At 68.2% G+C, this 21,207-nt stretch carries 21 protein-coding genes; 3 read left to right on the top strand and 18 right to left on the bottom strand.

Translation table 11 applies throughout. The features are described 5' to 3' along the window. The first annotated feature begins 3 nt into the window (after nt 1–3). Entirely contained in the window at nt 4–930 is a 927-nt protein-coding gene (locus C3B44_RS05370) for a glucose-6-phosphate dehydrogenase assembly protein OpcA (protein ID WP_108431472.1), read from the top strand. A gap of 27 nt (nt 931–957) precedes the next feature. Beyond that, nucleotides 958–1,665 (top strand): 6-phosphogluconolactonase, encoded by a 708-nt coding sequence (gene pgl, locus C3B44_RS05365; protein ID WP_108431471.1) that lies wholly within the window; start codon nt 958–960, stop codon nt 1,663–1,665. A gap of 10 nt (nt 1,666–1,675) precedes the next feature. Here the strand turns inward: pgl and secG are convergent, their stop codons facing one another. From secG to rpe, 14 genes are all read right to left on the bottom strand, one after another. Then, nucleotides 1,676–1,909 carry a preprotein translocase subunit SecG gene (gene secG, locus C3B44_RS05360; RefSeq protein ID WP_108431470.1) on the bottom strand — a complete coding sequence of 78 codons (234 nt, stop codon included), beginning with the start codon at nt 1,907–1,909 and terminating at the stop codon, nt 1,676–1,678. Between the two features lie 79 nt (nt 1,910–1,988). After that, nucleotides 1,989–2,768, bottom strand: coding sequence for a triose-phosphate isomerase (tpiA, locus tag C3B44_RS05355; RefSeq protein ID WP_108431469.1), 780 nt, complete (start codon nt 2,766–2,768; stop codon nt 1,989–1,991). A 34-nt stretch (nt 2,769–2,802) separates the two neighbouring features. Further along, nucleotides 2,803–4,023: a phosphoglycerate kinase gene (locus C3B44_RS05350; RefSeq protein WP_108431468.1), complete on the bottom strand. Its 1,221-nt coding sequence runs from the start codon at nt 4,021–4,023 to the stop codon at nt 2,803–2,805. A 98-nt stretch (nt 4,024–4,121) separates the two neighbouring features. After that, nucleotides 4,122–5,126: a type I glyceraldehyde-3-phosphate dehydrogenase gene (gene gap, locus C3B44_RS05345; RefSeq protein WP_108431467.1), complete on the bottom strand. Its 1,005-nt coding sequence runs from the start codon at nt 5,124–5,126 to the stop codon at nt 4,122–4,124. A 743-nt stretch (nt 5,127–5,869) separates the two neighbouring features. Then, nucleotides 5,870–6,844, bottom strand: coding sequence for a DNA-binding protein WhiA (gene whiA / locus C3B44_RS05340; RefSeq protein ID WP_108432572.1), 975 nt, complete (start codon nt 6,842–6,844; stop codon nt 5,870–5,872). A 54-nt stretch (nt 6,845–6,898) separates the two neighbouring features. Further along, entirely contained in the window at nt 6,899–7,873 is a 975-nt protein-coding gene (locus tag C3B44_RS05335) for a gluconeogenesis factor YvcK family protein (protein WP_108431466.1), read from the bottom strand. Nucleotides 7,874–7,901: 28 nt separating this feature from the next. Continuing rightward, complete coding sequence (gene rapZ, locus C3B44_RS05330; protein ID WP_108431465.1) at nt 7,902–8,795, bottom strand: RNase adapter RapZ; 894 nt, start codon at nt 8,793–8,795, stop codon at nt 7,902–7,904. Between the two features lie 14 nt (nt 8,796–8,809). Further along, nucleotides 8,810–10,846, bottom strand: coding sequence for an excinuclease ABC subunit UvrC (gene uvrC, locus C3B44_RS05325; RefSeq protein WP_108431464.1), 2,037 nt, complete (start codon nt 10,844–10,846; stop codon nt 8,810–8,812). Nucleotides 10,847–10,851: 5 nt separating this feature from the next. Next, nucleotides 10,852–11,355, bottom strand: coding sequence for a PH domain-containing protein (locus C3B44_RS05320; protein WP_108431463.1), 504 nt, complete (start codon nt 11,353–11,355; stop codon nt 10,852–10,854). 81 nt (nt 11,356–11,436) lie between these two features. Beyond that, complete coding sequence (gene ribH, locus C3B44_RS05315) at nt 11,437–11,916, bottom strand: 6,7-dimethyl-8-ribityllumazine synthase (RefSeq protein ID WP_108431462.1); 480 nt, start codon at nt 11,914–11,916, stop codon at nt 11,437–11,439. A gap of 14 nt (nt 11,917–11,930) precedes the next feature. After that, nucleotides 11,931–13,184, bottom strand: coding sequence for a bifunctional 3,4-dihydroxy-2-butanone-4-phosphate synthase/GTP cyclohydrolase II (locus tag C3B44_RS05310; protein WP_108431461.1), 1,254 nt, complete (start codon nt 13,182–13,184; stop codon nt 11,931–11,933). 11 nt (nt 13,185–13,195) lie between these two features. Continuing rightward, entirely contained in the window at nt 13,196–13,813 is a 618-nt protein-coding gene (locus C3B44_RS05305; RefSeq protein WP_108431460.1) for a riboflavin synthase, read from the bottom strand. Nucleotides 13,814–13,816: 3 nt separating this feature from the next. Then, nucleotides 13,817–14,806: a bifunctional diaminohydroxyphosphoribosylaminopyrimidine deaminase/5-amino-6-(5-phosphoribosylamino)uracil reductase RibD gene (gene ribD / locus C3B44_RS05300; RefSeq protein ID WP_108431459.1), complete on the bottom strand. Its 990-nt coding sequence runs from the start codon at nt 14,804–14,806 to the stop codon at nt 13,817–13,819. Beyond that, complete coding sequence (rpe, locus tag C3B44_RS05295) at nt 14,807–15,460, bottom strand: ribulose-phosphate 3-epimerase (RefSeq protein WP_108431458.1); 654 nt, start codon at nt 15,458–15,460, stop codon at nt 14,807–14,809. 45 nt (nt 15,461–15,505) lie between these two features. Between rpe and C3B44_RS05290 the strand changes: the two genes are divergently transcribed. Further along, on the top strand, nt 15,506–16,222 hold the full coding sequence (locus tag C3B44_RS05290; protein ID WP_235840381.1) for an enoyl-CoA hydratase: 717 nt from the start codon (nt 15,506–15,508) through the stop codon (nt 16,220–16,222). Nucleotides 16,223–16,234: 12 nt separating this feature from the next. Here the strand turns inward: C3B44_RS05290 and C3B44_RS05285 are convergent, their stop codons facing one another. From C3B44_RS05285 to C3B44_RS05270, 4 genes are read right to left on the bottom strand one after another with little or no spacing between them, the layout of a single operon-like run. Then, nucleotides 16,235–17,698 (bottom strand): RsmB/NOP family class I SAM-dependent RNA methyltransferase, encoded by a 1,464-nt coding sequence (locus tag C3B44_RS05285; protein ID WP_108431456.1) that lies wholly within the window; start codon nt 17,696–17,698, stop codon nt 16,235–16,237. Further along, on the bottom strand, nt 17,650–18,585 hold the full coding sequence (fmt, locus tag C3B44_RS05280; RefSeq protein WP_108431455.1) for a methionyl-tRNA formyltransferase: 936 nt from the start codon (nt 18,583–18,585) through the stop codon (nt 17,650–17,652). Before fmt ends, C3B44_RS05285 begins: the two co-directional genes overlap by 49 nt. Before the next feature lie 4 nt (nt 18,586–18,589). Further along, nucleotides 18,590–19,123: a peptide deformylase gene (def, locus tag C3B44_RS05275; protein WP_108431454.1), complete on the bottom strand. Its 534-nt coding sequence runs from the start codon at nt 19,121–19,123 to the stop codon at nt 18,590–18,592. Between the two features lie 47 nt (nt 19,124–19,170). Beyond that, the gene (locus tag C3B44_RS05270) at nt 19,171–21,204 is read right to left on the bottom strand and encodes a primosomal protein N' (protein WP_108431453.1); all 2,034 of its coding nucleotides are present in this window, start codon (nt 21,202–21,204) and stop codon (nt 19,171–19,173) included. Between the last annotated feature and the right edge of the window lie 3 nt (nt 21,205–21,207).

Raw genomic sequence — 21,207 nt, 5'->3', positions numbered from 1 at the left:
GACGTGATCATCACCCTGCCGCATACCACCACGCGCACCATCTCCAAGACCCTGGTCAAACACCAGGAGGACTACGCCATGGCCACCGGCCGCGTGCTCACGCTGATTGTGGTCGCCGACGCCGGCGACGACATCGACGCCATCCTCTCCGCCGTGCGCGATGCCTCCCACGAGCACCCCTCACGCGTGCTGGTGGTGCTGTCCAATCACGACAGCCAGGACTCGCTTCTCGACGCCAAAGTCCTCTTCGGCGGCGACTCCGGCGCCTCCGAGACCGTCGTGATGACCCTGCACGGCGCCATGGCCGACCACCCCGCCTCCCTGGTGACGCCGCTGCTGCTGCCGGACACCCCGATCGTCGCGTGGTGGCCGACCCAGGCGCCGGAGGATCCCAGCGCGCACCCCATCGGGGAGATCGCGCAGCGCCGCATCACCAACACCCGCGAGGGTCTCGACGGCGCCGCGCTCCAGCGACTCACCGCCAGCTACCGGCCCGGCGATTCCGACATGATGTGGTCGCGGATCACGAGCTGGCGCGGCATCCTCGCCTCCGCCGTGGATCGCCCGCCGCACGACGCGATCGACAGCGTAACCATCTGCGGCTCGCGCGACCCCTCGGTGGACATCGCCGCGGGCTGGTTGGCCAATCGTTTGGGGGTGCCGGTCGAGCGGGTCGTCGCCAAGCAAGAAAACCCCGAGCTGTTTCCCATCTACTCCACTACCATCAACCGTGCAAGCGGTGCCGTCGTCATCGAGGCCACCGCTAGCCGCACCATCCGGGTGCGCGTCCCGGGCCAGCCGCCGGCGCAGGTGGCGATGGATCAGCGCTCCACCGCCGACTGCCTCGCCGAGGAGCTGCGCCACCTCGATCCTGACCTCGCCTATGCCTCTGCGCTCTTTGCGATCCGCGAGGTCACCGTCACCTCCTGAGTTTTCCCGATCAGAAAGGCCTTCCCGATGGTTTCCGTAGCCCGCTGCACCGACACCGCAGATCTGACCACCCGCGTCGCCGAACGTTTCGTCTCCGTTGTCAGCGATCTCCAGGCCGCCGGGCGCACGCCCCGGGTGGTGCTCACCGGCGGCGGCGCCGGCATCGAGACGCTACGCAAGATCGCAAGTCTCGCCGAGCGCATCGACTGGGAAAACATCCACGTCTTCTTCGGCGACGAACGCAACGTGCCCGTCAGCCACCCGGAATCCAACGAGGGCCAGGCCCGCGAGGCGCTTCTCGACGGCGTCGGTATCCCCGAAAAACGCATCCACGGCTACCACCTCGGCGAGCTGGGGATGGAGGAAGCCGTGGCCACCTACCGGCAGTTGCTGGCAGAACACGCCCCCGAGGGCTTCGATATCCACCTGCTCGGGATGGGCCCGGAAGGCCACATCAACACACTGTTTCCGGACACTGACGCCGTGCGTGAGCGCGACGAGCTCGTCGTCGCCGAGTACCACTCCCCCAAGCCGCCGGCAGAGCGGGTCACGCTGACGTTGCCGGCGGTCAACTCCGCCGAAAGGGTGTGGCTGTTGGTCTCGGGTGCCGCGAAAGCAGAAGCGGCCGGCCACATCCTCCGGGAATCGGATCCCGTGGGGTGGCCGGCCGCTGGGGCGCGCGGGCGCCAAGAGACGGTGCTTTATGTCACCGAGGACGCCGCCGCGGAGCTCTAGTCGCCGGGCTCTAGGTCAGGGCGGTGATCAGGTTGAGCGAGACGATGCACACAACCCAGATCAGCGCCATGACGACGGTGTAGCGCGACAGGTTCTTCTCCACCACCGTCGAACCCGACAGGTTCGACTGCACGCCGCCGCCGAACAGGCTGGACAGGCCGCCACCCTTGCCCTTGTGAAGCAGGATGAACACGGTCATCAGCACGGCGATGACGACGAGCACGATCTGCAGCGTGAGAACCATCAGGGTGTGACCTCTTTGTCCTTAGTCGACGTTGGCAGGAAGCTAGCGCTTCATCTTACACGAGTAGGCGTGCTTATCGTCAGACCGCCTGGGCCGCGGCGGCGGTGAGTTTCGCGAACTCCTCGCCGTCGAGGGAGGCGCCGCCGACGAGGCCGCCGTCGACATCCGGCTGGGTGATGACGTCGGCGATCGTGTCGGTCTTGACCGAGCCGCCGTAGAGGATGCGCATGTTGTTGGCGACGTAGTCGTCGGCAAGCTCAGCCACCAGGCCGCGGATCGCCTTGCAGACTACCTGGGCATCGGCGGCCGAGGCGGACTTGCCGGTGCCGATCGCCCAAACCGGCTCGTAGGCGATGACCGTGTTCTTGAGATCCTCCGTGCTCAGACCCCCCAGCGAGGCGCGGGTCTGCTCGGTGACGAAGCTGACGTGGTTGCCGGCCTCGCGTTCCTCGAGCGGCTCGCCGACGCAGATGATCGGGCTGATGTCCTTGCTCAGCGCCGCCGCGGCCTTCGCCGCGACCTGCTCGTTGGTCTCACCGTGGTGCTCGCGGCGCTCGGAGTGCCCGACGACGACCCAGGAGCAGCCCAGACGCGCCAGCATGCCGGCCGAGATGTCGCCGGTGTAGGCGCCCTTCTCGTGCTCGGAGACGTCCTGGGCGCCGAACGTGAGGTCGTACTTCTCGGCCTCGACGAGGGTCTGGATGGAGCGCAGGTCGGTGAACGGGACGGTCAGCGCCACGTCGACCTTCTCGTAGTACTCCTTCGGCAGGGTAAAGACGAACTTCTGCACCGTGGAGATCGCCTCCAGGTGATCGAGGTTCATCTTCCAGTTGCCGGCGATCAGCGGGGTACGTGCCATGGGGTTTCCCTTCGTGCTAGTGGATGTGCGTGTACTACCGGGTCAGGACGACCACGCCGGGCAGGTCCTTGCCCTCGAGCAGCTCCAGGGAGGCGCCGCCGCCGGTGGAGATGTGGCTGAAGCCGTCCTCGTCGAGGCCCAGGGTACGCACGGAGGCCGCGGAGTCGCCGCCGCCGACGACGGTGAAGGAGCCGTTGTTGCGGGTGGCGTCGATGATCGCGCGGGCGACCCCCTCGGTTCCCTTCGCGTAGGCCTCCTGCTCGAACACGCCCATCGGGCCGTTCCAGAACACGGTCTTGGAGGTGGCGAGGACCTCGGCGAACTTCTTCACCGACTCGGGGCCGATGTCGGTGGACAGCCAGGCCTCGGGGATGCCGTCCAGATCGACGGTCTTGAGCTCGGCCTTCTCGGAGTCGAACTCGCTGGCGGCGAGCAGATCGACGGGCAGAACGATCTTGTCGCCGAAGCGTTTCAGCAGGTCCTTGCAGGTATCCACCATCTCCTCCTGCAGGAGGGAGGACTGGGTGTTGTGCCCCTGCGCGGTGAGGAAGGTGTAGCACATGCCACCGCCGATCAGGATCTTGTCGGCCTTGCCGGCCAGCGCCTCGATGACGCCGAGCTTGTCGGAGACCTTCGAGCCACCGAGCACCACGACGTAGGGCTGCTCCGGCTTCTCGACGACCTGGTTCAGCCGCTCCAGCTCCTTCTCCACCAGGTTGCCGGCGTAGGCGGGCAGACGCTTAGCGACGTCGTACACCGACGCCTGCGCACGGTGCACCACACCGAAACCATCAGAGACGAAGGCGCCGTTGTCGGCGGCCAGGGCTGCGAGCTGGTCGGCGAACTCGCCGCGCTCGGCCTCGTCCTTCGAGGTCTCGCGGGGATCGAAGCGCACGTTTTCGACGAGCATGATCTCGCCCTCGGTCAGGCCGTTGGCGCGCTCGTGGGCGTCTTCGCCGACCACGTCGGACGCTAGGGCGACGTACTGGCCCAGGGCCTCCGAGAGCGCCTCAGCGACCGGGGCCAGGGAGTAATCCGGGTTGACCTGCCCCTTCGGGCGACCCAAGTGGGCGGTGACGATGACCTTGGCGCCGCCGTCGAGAAGCGCCTTCAGGGTCGGCAGCGAGGCGGTGATGCGGCCAGCGTCGGTGATTTCGCGCTGGTCGTTGAGGGGGACGTTGAAGTCGGAGCGCACGAGAACGTGACGGCCCTCGACGCCCTCGTCGAGCAGATCCTTCAAGGTTGCGTAGGACATAGTGTTTCCTTCGGTATCGCGGTCGATGGGTGCGGATGGCGAAAGGCCCGGGGCGTGCCGAGGCACACCCCGGGCCACGCGGGTGAGGGACTAAAGCCTTAGAGCTTGGAGGCAACCAGCTCGGTCAGGCGCAGCAGCTGGCAGGTGTAGCCCCACTCGTTGTCGTACCAGGCGACGACCTTGACCTGGTCGCCGATGACCTTGGTCAGGCCCGAGTCAAAGATCGAGCCGTGATCGTCGGTGATGATGTCGGTGGAGACGAGAGGCTCTTCGGTGTAGCCGAGAGCGCCGGTCTCGTCCGCGTCGGCGGCCTTCTTCATAATCTCGTTGACCTCCTCGACCGAGGTCTCCCGGTCGGCGGTGAAGGTCAGGTCGGTGGCGGAGCCGGTGATGGTGGGCACGCGTAGAGCGTAGCCATCCAGCTTGCCCTTGAGATCCGGCAGGACCAAGGCCACGGCCTTGGCGGCACCGGTGGAGGTCGGGACGATGTTCTGAGCGGCAGCGCGGGCACGACGCAGGTCCTTGTGCGGGGCGTCGTGGATGCGCTGGTCACCGGTGTAGGCGTGGATGGTGGTCATCAGGCCGTGCTTGATGCCGAGGGCCTCGTTCAGGGCCTTCGCCATCGGGGCCAGACAGTTGGTGGTGCAGGATGCGCCGGAGATGATGTGGTGGTTCTCCGGATCGTAGTCCTCGTGGTTGACGCCGTAGACGAAGGTGGCGTCCTCGTTCTTACCCGGGGCGGAGATGAGGACCTTCTTGGCACCGGCGTCGATGTGCGCCTTAGCCTTGGTGGCATCGGTGAAGATGCCGGTGGACTCGATGACGATGTCAACGTCGTGCTCGCCCCACTTCAGATCCTTGGGGTCGCGCTCCACGGAGACGGCGATGCGCTTGCCGTCAACGGTGATGGACTCATCGTCGAACTCGACGTCGCGGCCGAGGCGGCCAAGGATCGAGTCGAACTTCAGCAGGGTGGACAGGGTCTTGTTGTCGGTCAGGTCGTTGACTGCGACGATCTCGAGATCCTCGCTACGCTCCAGCACAGCACGGAAGAAGTTGCGGCCAATGCGGCCGAATCCGTTAATGCCAACACGGGTGGTCACTGTCGTTCTCCTCAGTGGTCGAGTTCCTGTGAGTCCGGGGGCTACTCCGTGAAGCGCAGCTCCCTTACAGCAACCGATTCTACCGAGTTCACTCCGCCGGTGCAGAGGCATCGTTTTGCGGGCGAAAGGGCTGGGGTGGGTGGCGCGGTCTGGTTTGGGTTTTTGGTGCGGATTCGCTTTGCGTTCGCATGATGCGCTATCGCTGGTCGAAATCACGGCGACGAAAGGAGTCCGAAAACAGCGCCCTTTCGACTTGCGGGACTCGTTTCTATGGTGGCCCTTTCGACCAGCGTGAGCGCGGTATGGGGGCGTATGGCTACTGAGGCGCCAGGCTGGCTGTGGCCTGCTTTTGGTGCGGGTTCGCTTTGCGTTCGCATGATGCGCTATCGCTGGTCGAAATCACCCTCATAGAAAGGGCTCTCGCGAGGTCGAAACCAGGACTCCTTTAGGGGTGGCTGTTTTCGACCAGGCGAGTACGCGGATGCTCGAAGCGAATGTGATGAGCTCCGGACGAGATTGTTGAGGAAGGCGTGACTGGTGGTGCGAATGACTGTCGACGCCTGACGTCCCGCACGCCGATCCTGCATACCACGCTAACGCTGGTCGAAATCACCCTCATAGAAAGGACTCCTCCTTTCGACCGCGCTGGACTCCTTTAGGAGCAACTCCTTTCGACCAGCGCTAACGCAACATGCAAGCACCAGCGCGAAACCCAAAGCGCACCAGCACGAAACCCCAGCCCCCTACTCCCCGAGCAGGTCCTCGCTGACGGCGGCGCTGGTATCCGGGATGCCGAGCTCTTCGGCACGCTTGTCGGCCATGGAGAGCAGACGCCGGATCCGGCCGGCCACGGCGTCCTTGGTCATTTGCGGATCGGCAAGCCGGCCCAACTCCTCGAGGGAGGCCTGGCGGTGGGTGACGCGGAGGTGGCCGGCCTCGGCGAGGTGTTCGGGGACGTCGTCGCCCAGGATCTCCATGGCGCGCTGCACGCGCGCGGCGGCGGCCACGGCCGCGCGGGCGGAGCGGCGCAGGTTGGCGTCGTCGAAGTTGGCCAGGCGGTTCGCCCCGGACTGGGCCTCACGCTTGCGGCGCTGGTCGTCCCACTCGAGGCGGACCTTCTGCGCGCCCATGCGGGTCAGCAGTGCGCCGATGCCGTCGCCGTCGCGGACCATGACACGGTCGATGCCTCGCGTCTCGCGGGTCTTCGCCGAGATACCGAGACGGCGGGCGCAGCCCACGAGCGCCAGCGCGGCCTCCGCGCAGGGGCAAGCGACCTCGAGCGAAGACGTGCGGCCCGGTTCGGTCAGGCTGCCGTGGGCGAGGAAGGCGCCGCGCCAGGCGGCCTCGGCGTCGGCGACACCACCCGAGATGACCTGCGGCGGCAGGCCCACGACGGGCACCCCTCCCCTGGTGATCAGGCCGAGGCGGCGGATGACTTCGTCGCCACCTTCGGTGACCTGCAGCAGATGCCGCGTGGTCTTGCGGGTGCCGCCGGGTCCGATCGTGTGCAGCGACGTGGTCACCGTGAACTGCTCGTCGAGGTAGGAGCGCAGGCGCTCCGCGACGACGCGGTTATCCAGCTCCGCTTCCACCAGCACGCCGCGGCCGTGGGTCGAGAAACCCCCGGCGAAACGCAGGAGGGCGGCCGCCTCCGCCGCGCGGGCGGACTGGCGCGCTACCTCGACCTCGACTAGCTCGCTTTTGACCTTTTCTGTCAGTGACACGCCCCTCGGCCACCCTTTCTCCGGTTTCCTGCTGGGATCAGGATCATTCTAGCTACCGCGGTAGACCCGCTTGAGGGCGGCTGACAACTTCTCGGGATCGTGGATGTCGAGGAGTTCGCCGCTCTCACCCTGTGCGCGCAGGTCAGCGTAGACGACGCCGGCGCCGAGGTTCGCGGCTGCGCGCTCGAGATAGCGGCGGTCGGTGTCGCTGCCGAGGACGGTTTCATCAACCAGCACGCGGTCGATCCGCAGATCAGAGCGGTGCTGGAAGAGCATGTGCAGGTGACGTTCGTTGTTGAAGCCGGAGGTCTCGCCCGCCTCGGCGGACAAGTTGAGCACTACTACGACCATCGCGGACGAGTCGTTGATCGCCTCGACGAGCTCGGGCACGAGCAAGTGCGGGATGACCGAACTGAACCAGGAGCCGGGCCCTAGGGTGATGAGGTCCGCCTTGCGCAGCGCCTCGACGGCCGCCGGGTTCGCGCGCGGGCGCTCCGGGATGAGGCGGACGCGGCGCACGGTGCCCGGCGTCGTGGCGACGGCGACCTGGCCGCGCACCGTATTCATCACGCGCGGGTCGTCGGCAAGCCCGGAGACATCCGCCTCGATCTCCAGCGGCTCGAGCGCCATCGGCAGCACCCGGCCCGCCGAATTCGTCAAGCTGGTGACCGTATCCAGCGCCTGCTGCTCGCTGCCGAGCAGCTCCGTCAGTCCGGCCAGCAGCAGGTTGCCCACGGCATGCCCGGCCAGCGCCCCGGTGCCCCCGAAGCGATGCTGGAGTAGTTGTGCCCACATTTGTGGGGTGTCGGCGTCGTCGGCAAGCGCGGCCAACGCCATGCGCAGATCCCCGGGCGGGATTTGGTTGAGCTCGCGGCGCAGGCGCCCGGAGGAGCCGCCGTCGTCGGCGACCGTGACGATCGCGGTGAGGTTGGCCGGGCCGGCCAGGCGGACCGCCTTGAGCGTCTGGTAGAGCCCGTGACCGCCGCCGAGGGAGGCGACGGATATAAGGCTGGTGTCAGTCATAGAGTGCAAACCTTTCCCTTAAAGAGGGTCAGTGGCGCTCAATGTCGCGGTGCAGCACGTTGACCTCGAGGTCTCCGCGTGTTGCCAGGCGTCGGCCGATTTCCTCGGCGATCGCGACAGAGCGATGGTGTCCACCGGTGCATCCTACCCCGACGGTGATGAAGTTCTTACCCTCGTGGCGATAGCCGTCGAGCATGGTCTCGAACATGTCCTCGAAACGCGAGATGAAGCCGTCGACCGCCGGGCGGGACAACACGTAGTCGGCCACCGGCTGGTCGATGCCGCGGTAGTCGCGCAGCTCGGGGACCCAGTAGGGGTTCGGCAGGAAACGGACATCCAGCATGAGGTCAATATCCAGCGGGGCGCCGTGTTTAAAGCCGAAGGACTTGACTGTCACGTGCGGCTTGTCGCGTGAGCTGTCACCGAAGCTGGCCTCGATGGCTCGGCGCAGGTCATGGATCGACAGCGAGGAGGTGTCGATGACGATGTCGGCGTTCGCCCGCACGTCGGCGATCGCGCGGCGCTCCCGCTCGATGCCGTCCTGCAGGCTGTCCCCGCCCTGCAGCGGGTGGGTGCGCCGCACGCTGTCGAAGCGGCGGATGAGCACGTCATCGCGGGCGTCCATGAACAGCATCGTCGGCGCCATGTTGCGCTCCCGCAGCTGGTGGCGGACCTCGAGCAGGCTGCCCTCGAACATGCGGGTGCGCACGTCGGTGACCACGGCGAGCCTATCGACGGGCGAATTCTCGGACGCGCACAACTCGAAGAGATCGACCATGATCTGGGCGGGAATGTTGTGGGCGACGTAGAAGCCCTTGTCCTCGAAGACCCGGGCTGCGCTGGACAGGCCGCTACCGGACATGCCGGTGATCAACACGGGATCCGTTTCAAAGCGCGGCTCGGTCGCAGTCATGGCACCCATTCTAGAGGGTTCTTTCAGGTTTTGTGCAGGTGGTCATAAACCTCGGTGGCCAGCTTCGGCCCGAATCCGCGCACCTCGGTGATCTCGTCGACGCTGGCGGCCTTGAGTTTCTTCACCGAGCCGAAGTGCTTGACCAAATCTGCCCGCCGTGCCGGGCCGAGGCCGGGCACGCCGTCGAGCTCGCTGCGCCGCATCCGCTTCGAACGCTGCTGGCGGTGATAGCTAATAGCGAAGCGGTGGGCCTCGTCGCGGATCTGCTGCAGCAAATACAGCGCCTGAGAGTTGCGGGGAAGGATGACGGGCTCGTCGTCACCCGGCACCCAGATCTCCTCGAGGCGCTTGGCCAGCCCGACGAGGGTGACGTCGACGATGCCAAGCTCATCGAACACCTCGGCCGCCGCCTTCACCTGGGACGCGCCGCCGTCGACGATGAACAGCTGCGGCGGGTAGGCGAAGCGCCGGTTATCGGTCGATTCCTCGGTGACCTTCTCGTCCGAAAAGACGGTGTCGTCTTCCTCGGGGTGCGACAGCTTGTCGTCGCGATAGCGGCGGAAGCGGCGGCGGGTGACCTCGGCGATCGAGGCGACGTCGTCCGAGTGCCCGTCGCCGGCGGCCTCCTTGATGCGATAGCGCCGGTAGTCGGACTTCTTCGGCAGGCCGTCCTCGAAGACCACGAGGGAGGCGACCACGTCCGTGCCCTGGATGTGCGAGATGTCCGTGCACTCGATGCGCAGCGGCGACTCCTCCATCCCGAGGGCTTCCTGGATATCGGCCAGCGCCGCCGAGCGCGCCGTGAGATCGCCCACGCGCTTCAGCTTGTGCTGCTTGAGCATCTCCTTGGCGTTGCGCTCGACGTTGTCCATCAGCGAGCGCTTGTCCCCGCGCTGCGGCACGCGCAGGTCCACGGGCCCGCCCCTTAAGCCCCGCAGGATGGTGGTGACCTCCTCGACGTCCGTCGGCAGGTCATGGACCAGGATTTCGCGCGGCAACACCTTGTGGAAGCGCTCGGACTCCGAGTAGTTGTCCACCCCGCGGCGGCTCACGCTGTCGCGGCCGTCGACCTTCTCGCGCTCGATGGCATCCGAGTAGAACTGCACGAGGAAGTTCTGCATGAGCTCCCCGATCGCCGGGTCGGGCTCGCCCTCCTCGATGGGCTCGAAGCCGGCCTGCTCGCCGGCCTTTTCGACGACCCACCCGCGCTGCCCGCGGATGCGCCCCTCGCGGACGTGGAAGATCTGCACCGCGGCCTCGAGCTCGTCGGTATAAAACGCGATGAGGTCGGCGTCGGTGGCATCGCCTAACACCACGGCCTGCTGTTCCATGACCTTGTTGATCGCTCCGAGGTCATCGCGCAGCTTAGCGGCCCGCTCGAACTCTAAGGCCTCCGAGGCGTCCTGCATCTTCTGCTTCAAAGACTTCACGAGCCTATCGGTGCGCCCGCTCATGAACGAGACGAAGCCGTCGACGATCTCGCGGTGCTCGTCTTCGTCGACCCTCCCGACGCACGGGGCGGCGCACTTGTCGATATAGCCGAGCAGGCACGGCCTCCCCAGCTGCTCGTGGCGCTTGTACACGCCGCGGGAGCAGGTGCGCATGGGAAAGACGCGGGTCAGCGAGTCCAGCGTCTCGCGCACCGCCCAGGCGTGCGAGTAGGGCCCGAAGTAGCGCACGCCCTTGCGCCGCGGGCCGCGGTAGAAGTACGCGCGCGGGATCTTCTCCCCCACGCTCACCGCGAGCATGGGGTAGGTCTTGTCGTCGCGGTACATGACGTTGAACCGCGGGTCGAAGCGCTTGATCCAGGTGTACTCGAGCTGCAGCGCCTCGACCTCACTGGTGACGACGGTCCACTCCACGTTGGCGGCGGTGAGCACCATCTGCCGGGTGCGCGGGTGCAGCTGGGTGATGTCCTGGAAGTAGTTCGACAAACGCGCCCGCAGGTTTTTCGCTTTGCCGACGTAGATGACGCGCCCGTCGGCATCCCGGAACTTATAGACGCCGGGGTCGGTCGGAATGGACCCGGGGGCCGGGCGATACGTGGTGGGATCGGCCATAGCGGCTAATCCTGCGGCATGTACTTGGCCTCGAGCTCGCGGAACTCGCTGACCTTTTGGATCGTGTGCGCCCCGTCGGCGGACTGCAGCGCCCAGATGGGCACGTATTCGAACTCGGGCAGCTCGAGGCGGGCCATGCGGGAGCCTTGCGGGAACGACAGGCCGTAGATCACGTACCAGGAGTAGAAGCGGGTGCCGATGATGTTGCGCACCTCCACCCCGTCAGAGTTCGCCCGGATGCGCGGCCGGTTCAGCGCGAACCAGATGAGCACGGAGATGATCAGCCCCACCCCGGGGAAGGCCCACTTATCCAGCGTGGTGATCGTCGCGCCCGTGTATTCGATATCCACCGTGAAGCCGACCCAGATGTGGATGGCCATGACGAGGACGATGAGCGCGATCGACAGCCGGCGCAGAAACTTCGAGCGCGCCTCGAACTCCCACTCCTTGGTGGTGTACGACGCGTGCGGATCGAGCGCGTTGAAGTAGGCGACCTCCCGGTCGCTCATCCGCCCGTCCGCAGGGTGGGTACCGCTGCTGTCGGTCTCAGCCACGAAACGCCTCTCTCTATCTTTGACTACCGGTCGAGTCTAGCCCCGTCGACCACGTAAACGCGAAAGACTGAGCGCGGTGTCCACCGCGGCATACATTGCTTCCGCTCCCTTGTCCTCGGTGGAGCCGGGACCGCCGGCGCGTTCGACGGCTTGGGCGTGCTCGTTGACGGTGAGCACGCCGTTGCCGATCGGGGTGGATTCGTCCAGGCTGATGCGGGTCAGCCCCTGGGTCACCGAGTCGCAGACATAGTCGAAGTGCGGCGTGCCCCCGCGGATGACGCAGCCGAGGGCGACGACGGCGTCGTACTGACGCGCGGCCTCTTGCACCATGACCGGCAGCTCGAGGGCGCCGACGACCCGGTACTCATCGACGACCGCCCCGGCCTCCTTACCAGTGGCCACGGCGCGGGCGTGCAGCTGGTCGCAGATGTCCGCGTTCCAGCTGGCGGTGACAACGGCGACGCGCAGTCCCCGCGCGTCGAGCGTCTTCTGGGTGGGCAGGCCTTCCTTGCTCATGGGTGGCGCCTTCCTTACTCGTGTGTCTTATCCCACTCGGCGACGGCGGGCAGGTCGTGTCCCATCCTGTCACGCTTGGTCCGCAGGTAGGCGATGTTCTCCGCGTTGGGGGTGATCTCTACGCGCCGCCGGCCGCTGATGGTCGGCCCGTAGCCGGAGAGCGCGGCGCACTTAGCCGGGTTGTTGCTGAGGACGACGGCGCTTTTCACGCCCAGCGCCTCGAGCACTTGGCCGGCGACCGAGTATTCGCGGGCATCGGCCGGCAGGCCCTGCTCGAGGTTCGCGTCGACGGTGTCCAAGCCCTCGTCCTGGAGGCGGTAGGCGTTGAGCTTCGCCAGCAGCCCGATGCCGCGGCCCTCGTGGCCGCGCAGGTAGATCACCACGCCGCGTCCCGCCTCTTGCACCGTGCGCAGGGATTCCTGCAGCTGCGGGCCGCAGTCGCAGCGCCTCGAGCCGAAGACATCGCCCGTCAGGCACTCGGAGTGCACGCGCACCGGCACGTCCTGGGCGCCTCGGACATTCCCGACCACGAGCGCGATATGCTCTCCGCCGTCGATCGTGCCGCGCACCCCGTAGGCGGCGAACTCGCCGTAGTCGGTGGGCAGGCGGACGGGGGCGGCGAGCTCGATCTGGGATTCGCGGCGGCGGCGATAGTCGATGAGCTGCTCGATCGAGATCATCACCAGCCCGTGGGTATCGGCGAAGCGCCGCAGCTCCGGGCCGCGGGCCATGTCGGTAGGGTCGTCTTCGGAGACGATCTCGCACAGCGCGCCGGCCGGGCGCAGGCCGGCCAGGCGGGCGAGGTCGACGGAGGCTTCCGTGTGGCCGTCGCGCACCAGCACCCCACCTGCGCGCGCCCGCAGCGGCACGACGTGGCCGGGGCGGGTGAAGTCGGCGGCGGTGCGGTGGACGTCGGCAAGCCGGCTGATCGTCTCGGCCCGCGAGGTCGCCGAGATGCCGGTGGTGCCGGTGGCGGCGTCGACGGTGACCGCGTACGCGGTGGAGCGGGCGTCCTCGTTGACCGCGACCATGGGCGGCAGCTGCAGGCGGTCCGCGGTCTCGTTGTCCAGCGCGACGCAGATGTAGCCGGAGGTGTAGCGCACCATGGACGCCACGAGTTCCGGGGTGGCGCACTCGGCGGCGAAGATGAGGTCTCCCTCGTTCTCGCGGCCTTCGTCGTCGACCACGATCACGGGCCTACCGGCGCGGATCGCGTCGATGGCGTCGGTGACCTCGTCGAGTCTCACGCGGGCAGTGTCGTCGCTCATGACCGGAAAGCTTAGTTCCCCGTCTGCGACACCTGAGCATCTGGTCCCGCGAGCATCCGCTCGACGTACTTGCCGAGGATGTCCACCTCCAGGTTGACTCGCGCGCCTTCGGCCAGCTCGCCGAGGATCGTCTGCTCCAGCGTGGTGGGAATCAGCGAGACCTCGAAGTAGTCTTCGCCGAGCGCGCTGACGGTCAGCGAGGTGCCCGCCACCGCGATCGAGCCCTTCTCCACCACGTATCGGCTGATCCCTTGGGGCAGCTCGAAGCGCAGGATGTCCCAGTTGTCGGTGTGCTCGCGGTGCTTTAAGCGCACGGTGGTATCGACGTGGCCCTGCATGATGTGTCCGCCGAGCCGGTTGGAGGCGGCCAGCGCGCGCTCCAGGTTGACCGGCGAGCCGGCTTGCAGCTCACCGAGGGTGGAACGATCGAGGGACTCGCGCATCACATCGGCGCTGAAGCTCGAGTCGTCTTTACTCGCGATAGTCAAGCACACACCGTTGACTGCGATCGAGTCGCCGAGCGCGGCATCCTCGAGCACCCGCCCGGCGTTGATCCGCAGCCGCGCATGCTCGCTATCCCCGGTGACCTCGGCCACCGTGCCGATCTCCTCCACGATTCCAGTAAACATCAGCTATCTCCTTGCGTAATTGAGTCGCATGTCATCGCCCAGCCGGCACTGCCCCACCAGCTCGAAGCGCTCCGCCTCCGCCAGCGTGCGCGCCAGCCCGCCGCCGACCGTCGAGGCGCCGCTGCCGAGCAGCACTGGGGCTAAGTACACGCGCAGGGCGTCGACCAGGCCGGCGCGTAGGAAACTGCCCGCCAGCGTCGCGCCGCCTTCGACGAGCACGTCGCGCGCACCGTCGGCGTAGAGCGCCGCGAGCGCCTCGTCGATCGTGGCGTATTGCTCAAAGCCCAGGCGGGTGAGGTTTCTCGCTGCCCCGCGCACGTCCCGGCTGCCGATGACCACCCGCCGCGGCTGGCGCTCCTCCGGAAAAGGCGTGCCATCGACCGCCCGCGCATTCAGCGACGGGTTATCCGCCAGCGCTGTGGACGTGCCGACGATAATCGCGTCTCGACGCAACCGGTCCCGGTGCGTATCGCGCCTCGAGACGGTCGAGGTGATCCACTGGCTGGTGCCGTCTACGGCCGCGGTGTAGCCGTCGAGGCTCTGCGCGAATTTCACGGTCACATGCGGCCGGCCGAGCCGGGTGGCGCGCAGCCAGGCCTCGAGTTCCGGGACCCGCCGGTGTATGCGGCCGACGGTGATGCCGGCGTCTCGCAGGTGCTGCGCTCCCCCGCTGGCGGCCGGGTTCGGATCCGGCTGCAGGTAGTAGACGGCGGCGATACCGGCGTCGATGAGCGCCTGCGCGCACGGGCCGGTGCGCCCGGTGTGGTTGCACGGCTCCAGCGTGACGACGGCCGTCGCCCCGCGCGCCCTCTCACCCGCGTGGCGCAGCGCCACGATTTCGGCGTGGTGACCCCCGGCCGGGCGGGTGGAGCCGACGGCGATGAGGGCGCCGTGATCGTCGATAAGCGCGCATCCCACCGGCGGATTCGGGCTGGTCAGGCCGTGGGCCTGGCGTCCGGCCGCCAGCGCGGCGTCGATCGCGGCGGCGAGCATCTAGCTCGCCAGCGAACGCAGTTCGTCGATGGCGCGGGCCGGGTCCCCCGTGCCGTAGACGGCGGAGCCGGCGACGAACGCGTCCGCCCCGGCGGCCGCGGCCTCGGCGATGGTCTTAGCGTTGATGCCGCCGTCGATCTCGATGATGGTATCCAGGCCGCGGGCGTCGATCGCCTCGCGCAGCGCGCGGACCTTCTCCAGCTGATCCGGCATGAACGACTGGCCACCGAAGCCCGGCTCAACGCTCATGACCAGCACCTCGTCATAGTGCTCGAGGTGCTCGAGGTAGGGCTCGATGGGGGTGGCCGGCTTCAGGGAGAAACCCGCCTTCGCGCCGAGCTCGCGGATGCGCCGGGCGAGCGCGACGTGATCGTCGGTCGCCTCGACGTGGAAGATCACGGTATCGGCACCAGCGTCGATGTAGGTCTCGACCCAGCGCTCCGGCTCCTCGATCATCAGGTGGACGTCGAGCTCGAGGTCGGTGAGCTTATCGACGACCCCCGTCACCCCCGGCCCGAACGAGAGGTTGGGGACGAAATGGCCATCCATGATGTCCACGTGAATCCAGTCGGCCTGGGCGCTGGCGCAGATCTCCTCGCCGAGCACGGCGAAATCAGCCGCTAGGATCGACGGGGCAATGTACGGTGCACTCATGGTGGCCAGAATACCTGCCCGTACACCACGAGAAAGAAGGTGCCCGTGGACGATCACATCGCGGTGATAACTCTCGATCGGCATTCCCGCCGCAACGCGCTCAACCACGAACTCTGCCGCACGATCCGCCGGCAGGTGTCGGAGGCTCTTGAGGCCGGCGCCCGCGCCCTCGTGCTCACCGGCGCCGGCACCGCCTTCTGCGCCGGCGCGGATCTGGATCTCGGCCCAGAATCGGAGGGGCTTTATGACGAGATCACCGCCACCTTAGCCTGCCTCCAGAACGCGCCGGTGCCCGTGGTGGCGGCGGTCAATGGCCCGGCGGTCGGTGCCGGCACACTGTTGGCGATGGCGTGTGATCTGCGGATTGTCTCTGAGCGGGCGTGGTTTAAGATCCCGGCGGTCGACGTCGCGATCGCCCTCGACGGGGTGAGCGTGCGCGCCGCCGAACGCCTCTTCGGCGGGGCGCGGGCGCGGGCTCTGCTGCTGGCCAGCGAGACGGTCTCGGCCGCGGAGGCGCTCGAGTGCGGCTTCGCATTACGCTCCGGCGAGCGTGACGACGCCTGCGCCCTCGCCCGCCGCCTCGCCGACAAGGCCCCGCTGACCTTGCGCCACCTCAAAGCGGAGTTCACCCACGACGGCTACGCTCCCTACACCGAGGCCGAGCGCGAGCGCTTCCGGCAGGCGGCGGCGAACTCCGAGGACCTCGTGGAGGCCGCGAAGGCGCGGGCGGAAAAGCGCGCGCCCGTTTTTCGGGGCCTTTAGGCCGGCTCTCGCCTACGGTTTGCGCAGCAGCGCGAAGAACATCGCGTCGGTGCCGTGGCGATGCGGCCACATCTGCACGCTCGGCCCAGCTCCGACGTCGGTCATCGGCTCCACGAGCCCGCGCGCGTCTTCCTCGACGGCCAGCCTCTCGCCCACCACGCGATCCACCACACCGCGGGTCTCGCGCAGATCCGGCGAACACGTCGAGTAGACCACCACCCCGCCGGGCCGCACTAGGCGCAGCGCGGAGCGCAACAGCTCATACTGCAGCTCGTTGAGCTCGGTGATATCCGATTCCTGCTTGCGCCAGCGGGCTTCAGGGCGGCGTCGCAAAGCACCCAGACCGGAGCAGGGGGCGTCGACCAGCACGCGGTCGTAGCCCTCCTCGAGCCCGGGCTCGCGGCCGTCCGCGCGGTGAATCGTCACCGGCAGGCCGCGCACGGCGTTCTCGATGAGCGCTGCGCGGTGTTCGGAGATCTCGACGGCGTCGACATGCGCCCTCTCGATCCGCGCGAGCGCGCCGAGCAGCGCCGCCTTACCGCCCGGACCGGCGCATAGGTCGAGCCAGCGGCCGGCGTCGTTGGCCACCTCGGCCTTGGTGAGGGCGCGGGCGATGAGCTGCGAGCCCTCGTCCTGTACCGCGGCGAGCTGAGATTTCACGGGCTCCAGCTGGCCGGGATCGCCGCCGTCGAGGTAGACGGCATAGGGCGAGTACTGACCTTCGGTGCCGCCGGTGATCAGCGCGAGCTCCTCGGCGGAGATCTCACCGGGCCGGGCGGACAGGTGCACCGCGGGGCGCTCGGAATCGGCGGCGAGGGCGTCGCGGAGCTGCTCGTCGTCGCCGAGTGCGGCGGCAAAGGAGCGCACGATCCACTCCGGGTGCGCCGTGGTGTAGGCCAGCGCCGCGGTCGGATCTTGCGGGGTGAGCTTCTCGGCCCACGCCTGCGCCGGGGTGCGGCTGACGGTGCGCAGAATGCCGTTGACGAAGCCCTTGGCCTGCGGCAGGCCTGCGTAGTCCACCAGGCGCACGGAGGTGTCGACGGCCGCGTGCGCGTCCACGCGCGTATGCAGCAGCTGATAGGTCCCCAGGCGCAGCGCGTCGAGCGCCTCCGGGGCGATCTCTGCCAGCGGGCGTGACGAGCACTCGGCGATCACCGCGTCCACGTTGCCGGTCAGCCGCAGCGTGCCATAGGTGATCTCGGTGGCGAAGGCGGCGTCTCGGTCGCGGATCTTGCGCTCCCGCAAGAGCTTCGGCAGCGTCAGGTTGGCGTAGGCGCCGTCGCCGTGGACGCGGCGCAGGGTGTCGAAGGCGGCGCGCCGGGCGGCGTCGACGTCGACATCCGCCGGCTTCGGCGCGGCCGGTTTCTTCGCCGCCGGTTTCTTCTTCGGCCGGTCGCCGTGGGTCGACCGGGATCGGAATCCTCCGCTCACTTCAGGCTCCTTTGCTGCTCTGGATTGCCGATGCCGCGGGCCCAGGCGGCGGCGTCCATGCGCTTCTTGCCCGGGGCCTGCAGCTCGCCGAGGCGCACCGCGGTGGTGGCGGTGCCGACGTAGACGTCATTCTTCTCGATCACCATCTCGCCCGCCTGCAGCTCGCGCTCGGTGTGGGTGACAGGGCCGATCTTCAGGCGCACGTCGTCCATCATCGTCCAGGCCCCTGGCGCCGGGGTGTGGGCGCGGATGTGCCTATCGACGGCGAGCGCGGGCGCTGACCAGTCGATACGCGCCTGCTCCGTGGTGATCTTCGGGGCATACGTCGCCTCCCCGGTCTGCCTCTCCGGGCGGGCCTCGCCGGAGGCGAGGATGTCCATGGTGGCGACGAGTAAGTCCGCACCCGCATACGCCAGGCGGGTGAGCAGGTCATCGGCGGTGTCATCGGCGCGGATGGTCTCCGTCATCTGGCCGAGGATATCGCCGGTATCGAGGCCTTCGTCGAGACGGAAGGTCGTAGCCCCGGTGACGTCGTCGCCCGCGGCGATCGCAGCCTGGACGGGGGCCGCGCCCCGCCAGGCGGGCAGCACCGAAAAGTGCAGGTTGACCCAGCCATGGGTGGGCAGCTCGAGCAGGTCGGCCGGGATCAGGTTGCCGTAGGCCACCACGGGGATGGCCTCGGGGGCGAGCCCGCGCAGGCGCTCGCGCACGGCCTCGCCGTCCTCGCTGTCGGCGCGCAGGGTGGCGGGCTTGAGCACCTCGATGCCGCGTTCTTCCGCAAGCTTCGCCACCGGCGAAGGGTGCAGGCTCCGGCCGCGGCCACGGCGGGCATCCGGGCGGGTGATCACGGCGACGACCTCGTGCTCGCTGGCGAGCAGACGCTCGAGCGCCACCACCGCGGGTTCCGGGGTTCCGGCGAATACCAGACGCATGGTGTTACAGGGTGTCCTTTCTCGTGGTGAACCAGTTCGCCCGGCGGATCGCGGCCATGGCCTCGCGGCGGGCAGCGTCGTCGAGACGCGATAAAAACAGCACGCCCTCTAAGTGATCGTGTTCGTGCTGGAGGCAGCGCGCCAGCAGCCCGGTGGCGGCGATCCCGATCGGGCGGCCCTCGACGTCGTAGCCGGAGGCCTGGACGCGGTAGGAGCGCGGGGTGTCGGCGGAGATGCCCGGGATCGACAGGCAGCCCTCGGGACCCAACTGGCTTTCCCGGGTCAAAGGCTGCCAGCGCGGGTTGATGAGGTGGCCGCGCAGGCCCCCGGGCTGATGGGTGGTGTCGAAGACGATCACGCGGCGTAGGCTGCCGATCTGGTTGGCGGCCAAGCCGACCCCGCCGGCCTCGTCCATGGTCTCCAACATGTCCTCGACCTGGAGACGCAGCTTCTCACTACCAAAGTCGGCCTTGTCCACCTCGGCTGCCTGCGTGGTGAGCACGGGGTCACCGAATAGGCGGATTTCTCTTAACGTCAACGACTCTGCTCCTTCCGGCGGTTCGGGCCTTAGAACTCGATCCTAAATCACCCGATCTTCACCGGGTCGACGCGGATGCGCAGCGGCAGGTCGTCTTTGCGCAGACTGCGTGCCACCGCGGCGGCCTTCAGCGCCTCGCCCAGCTGCGAACGCGGGCCCAGCGGGGTGCGCACGAGGATGCGCTGGGCCGGGCCGAAACGCTTCTCGTCGTACTCGCCGGGCAGGCGGTCGTTGGCGGGCAGATCGACCGGTCCTAAGATATCGGCCCCCTCCGGCAGCTCGAGCAAGCTGCGGAAGCGCTCCAAGGACTCGTGCGCGCCGTCGACGGCGGCCATGTGCACCGTCGGCGGGAAACCGACCTCGCCACGCTCGGCGAGCTCACGCTCGGCCGCGTCGACGACATCCCAACGCACAAACTCCTGCACCACCCGCAGGCCCGGGTCCGCGACGACGATGACCTCGCCACCGGCGCGCTGCGGGGCGACCCGGTTGGCCACCGCCACCCACTTCGCCAGCGTGTCCTCGCCGGCGCGCAGGTCCTGCCGTCCCAGCAGCGCCCACGTATCCAGTAACAACCCGGCGCCGTAGTAGCCGCCGCCGGCCACCACGGGTTCCGCGCCGGGGGTGGCCACCACCAGGCCCGTCTTCTGCTCGATCGTGTCCACGATCCGGTTACCGCCGGAGTGCACCACGGGTGTCGACGGAAATGCCCGCCCCAGCTCCTCCGCCGTGCGCTCAGAGCCCAGCACCACCGCGCGCAGCTTCGGCGAGCCGCACTCGCCGCAACGATGCTTGGAATCGGGGCGCCCGCACCAGCGGCACGTCGGCACGCTACCGGTCTCCCCCGTATCCGGTGGCAGGCCCAGCGGCCCGTTGCACGCTCGGCAGCGCGCCGGGGCCCGGCAGTTCCCGCAGGCCAGCACCGGGATATAGCCCTTGCGGGGCACCTGGATGAGCACGGGCTCATCGCGATCGAGGGCCTTGCGCGCGGCCTCGAAGGCGACCAGCGGCAGCCGCGCGGAGCGGGCCCGGGGGTCGCGGATCATCTCGAACTCGCTGTCGCCGGCGGCGCGGATGAGCGGCATGCGGGCACGCACGCTCTCCCGCGTGGCGACGAGCTCGTGCACCCACCCGCTGCGCACCAGAAGCTGGGCCTCCGCGCTGCGCGTCGCGGAGGCGATCACCAGCGAGCACTGCTCGATACTCGAGCGGGTGGATAGGATCTCGCGCACGTGGGGATAAGGCGCCAGCGGGCTGACGTGGCTATCATCGCCATCGGCCACGATGACCGCGAGCGAGAGGTCTTTTACCGGCGCGAACGCGGCCGAACGGGTGCCGATGACCAACCGCGCCTGCCCGCTGAGGATTGACAGGTAGCGACGATACCGCGCCTGCGGGCCCAGCCCGGAGTGCAAGACGGTGACCTGGCGGGCGGAGACATGCGCGCGCACGGCGTGCTCCAAAAGGTCCAGGTCGCGCTGGTCGGGGACGACGATGAGCGCGCCGCGGCCCTCGATGGCGACCTTGACGGCGAGCGCGGCCAAGGCGGCGGCCCAGTCCTCCCCCGGCGCCGGCTGCCACGCGGCGCGGGCGGTGTGCCCGGCGATCACGGCGTCGACGAAGGACTCGCCGAAGCGGTACGAACTAAAAGCCGATAGGTCCGGCTCGGCGGCGGTGCCGAGATCCTGCCAGGAGGTGGTGGTATCGGCGTCCTCGGCGCCGGCGTGGCGTGGGGGAATTGCCAGGCGGATGATATCCGAGCGCGTGCCGGCGTAGCGCTTGGCCAAAGAATCGATGAGCTTAGCGATCCGCTCCGGGTAAACCACCTCCGGGGAGATGACGCGCTCGATAAAGCGCAGGTTGCCGTCGAAGTCGCTGTCGCTAAGGCGCTCGAGGACGAGGGCGTCGACCAGCCTGCCGGCGAAGCGCACCCGCACCTTCGTGCCGGGCTGGGCGGTCGCGGATTGGTCTTCGGCAACCAGGTAGTCGAAGCCGCGGTCGAGGTGGGCCGGGCCTAATAGCGGCAGCACCCGCGCCACCGGCCGGTTGCGGGCGATGTCGTGGGTGCTGCGAGAGGCCATGGG

The sequence above is a fragment of the Corynebacterium yudongzhengii genome (assembly GCF_003065405.1).
GTDB classification, from domain to species: Bacteria; Actinomycetota; Actinomycetes; order Mycobacteriales; family Mycobacteriaceae; genus Corynebacterium; species Corynebacterium yudongzhengii.
This window is presented reverse-complemented; position numbering and strand designations above follow the sequence as displayed.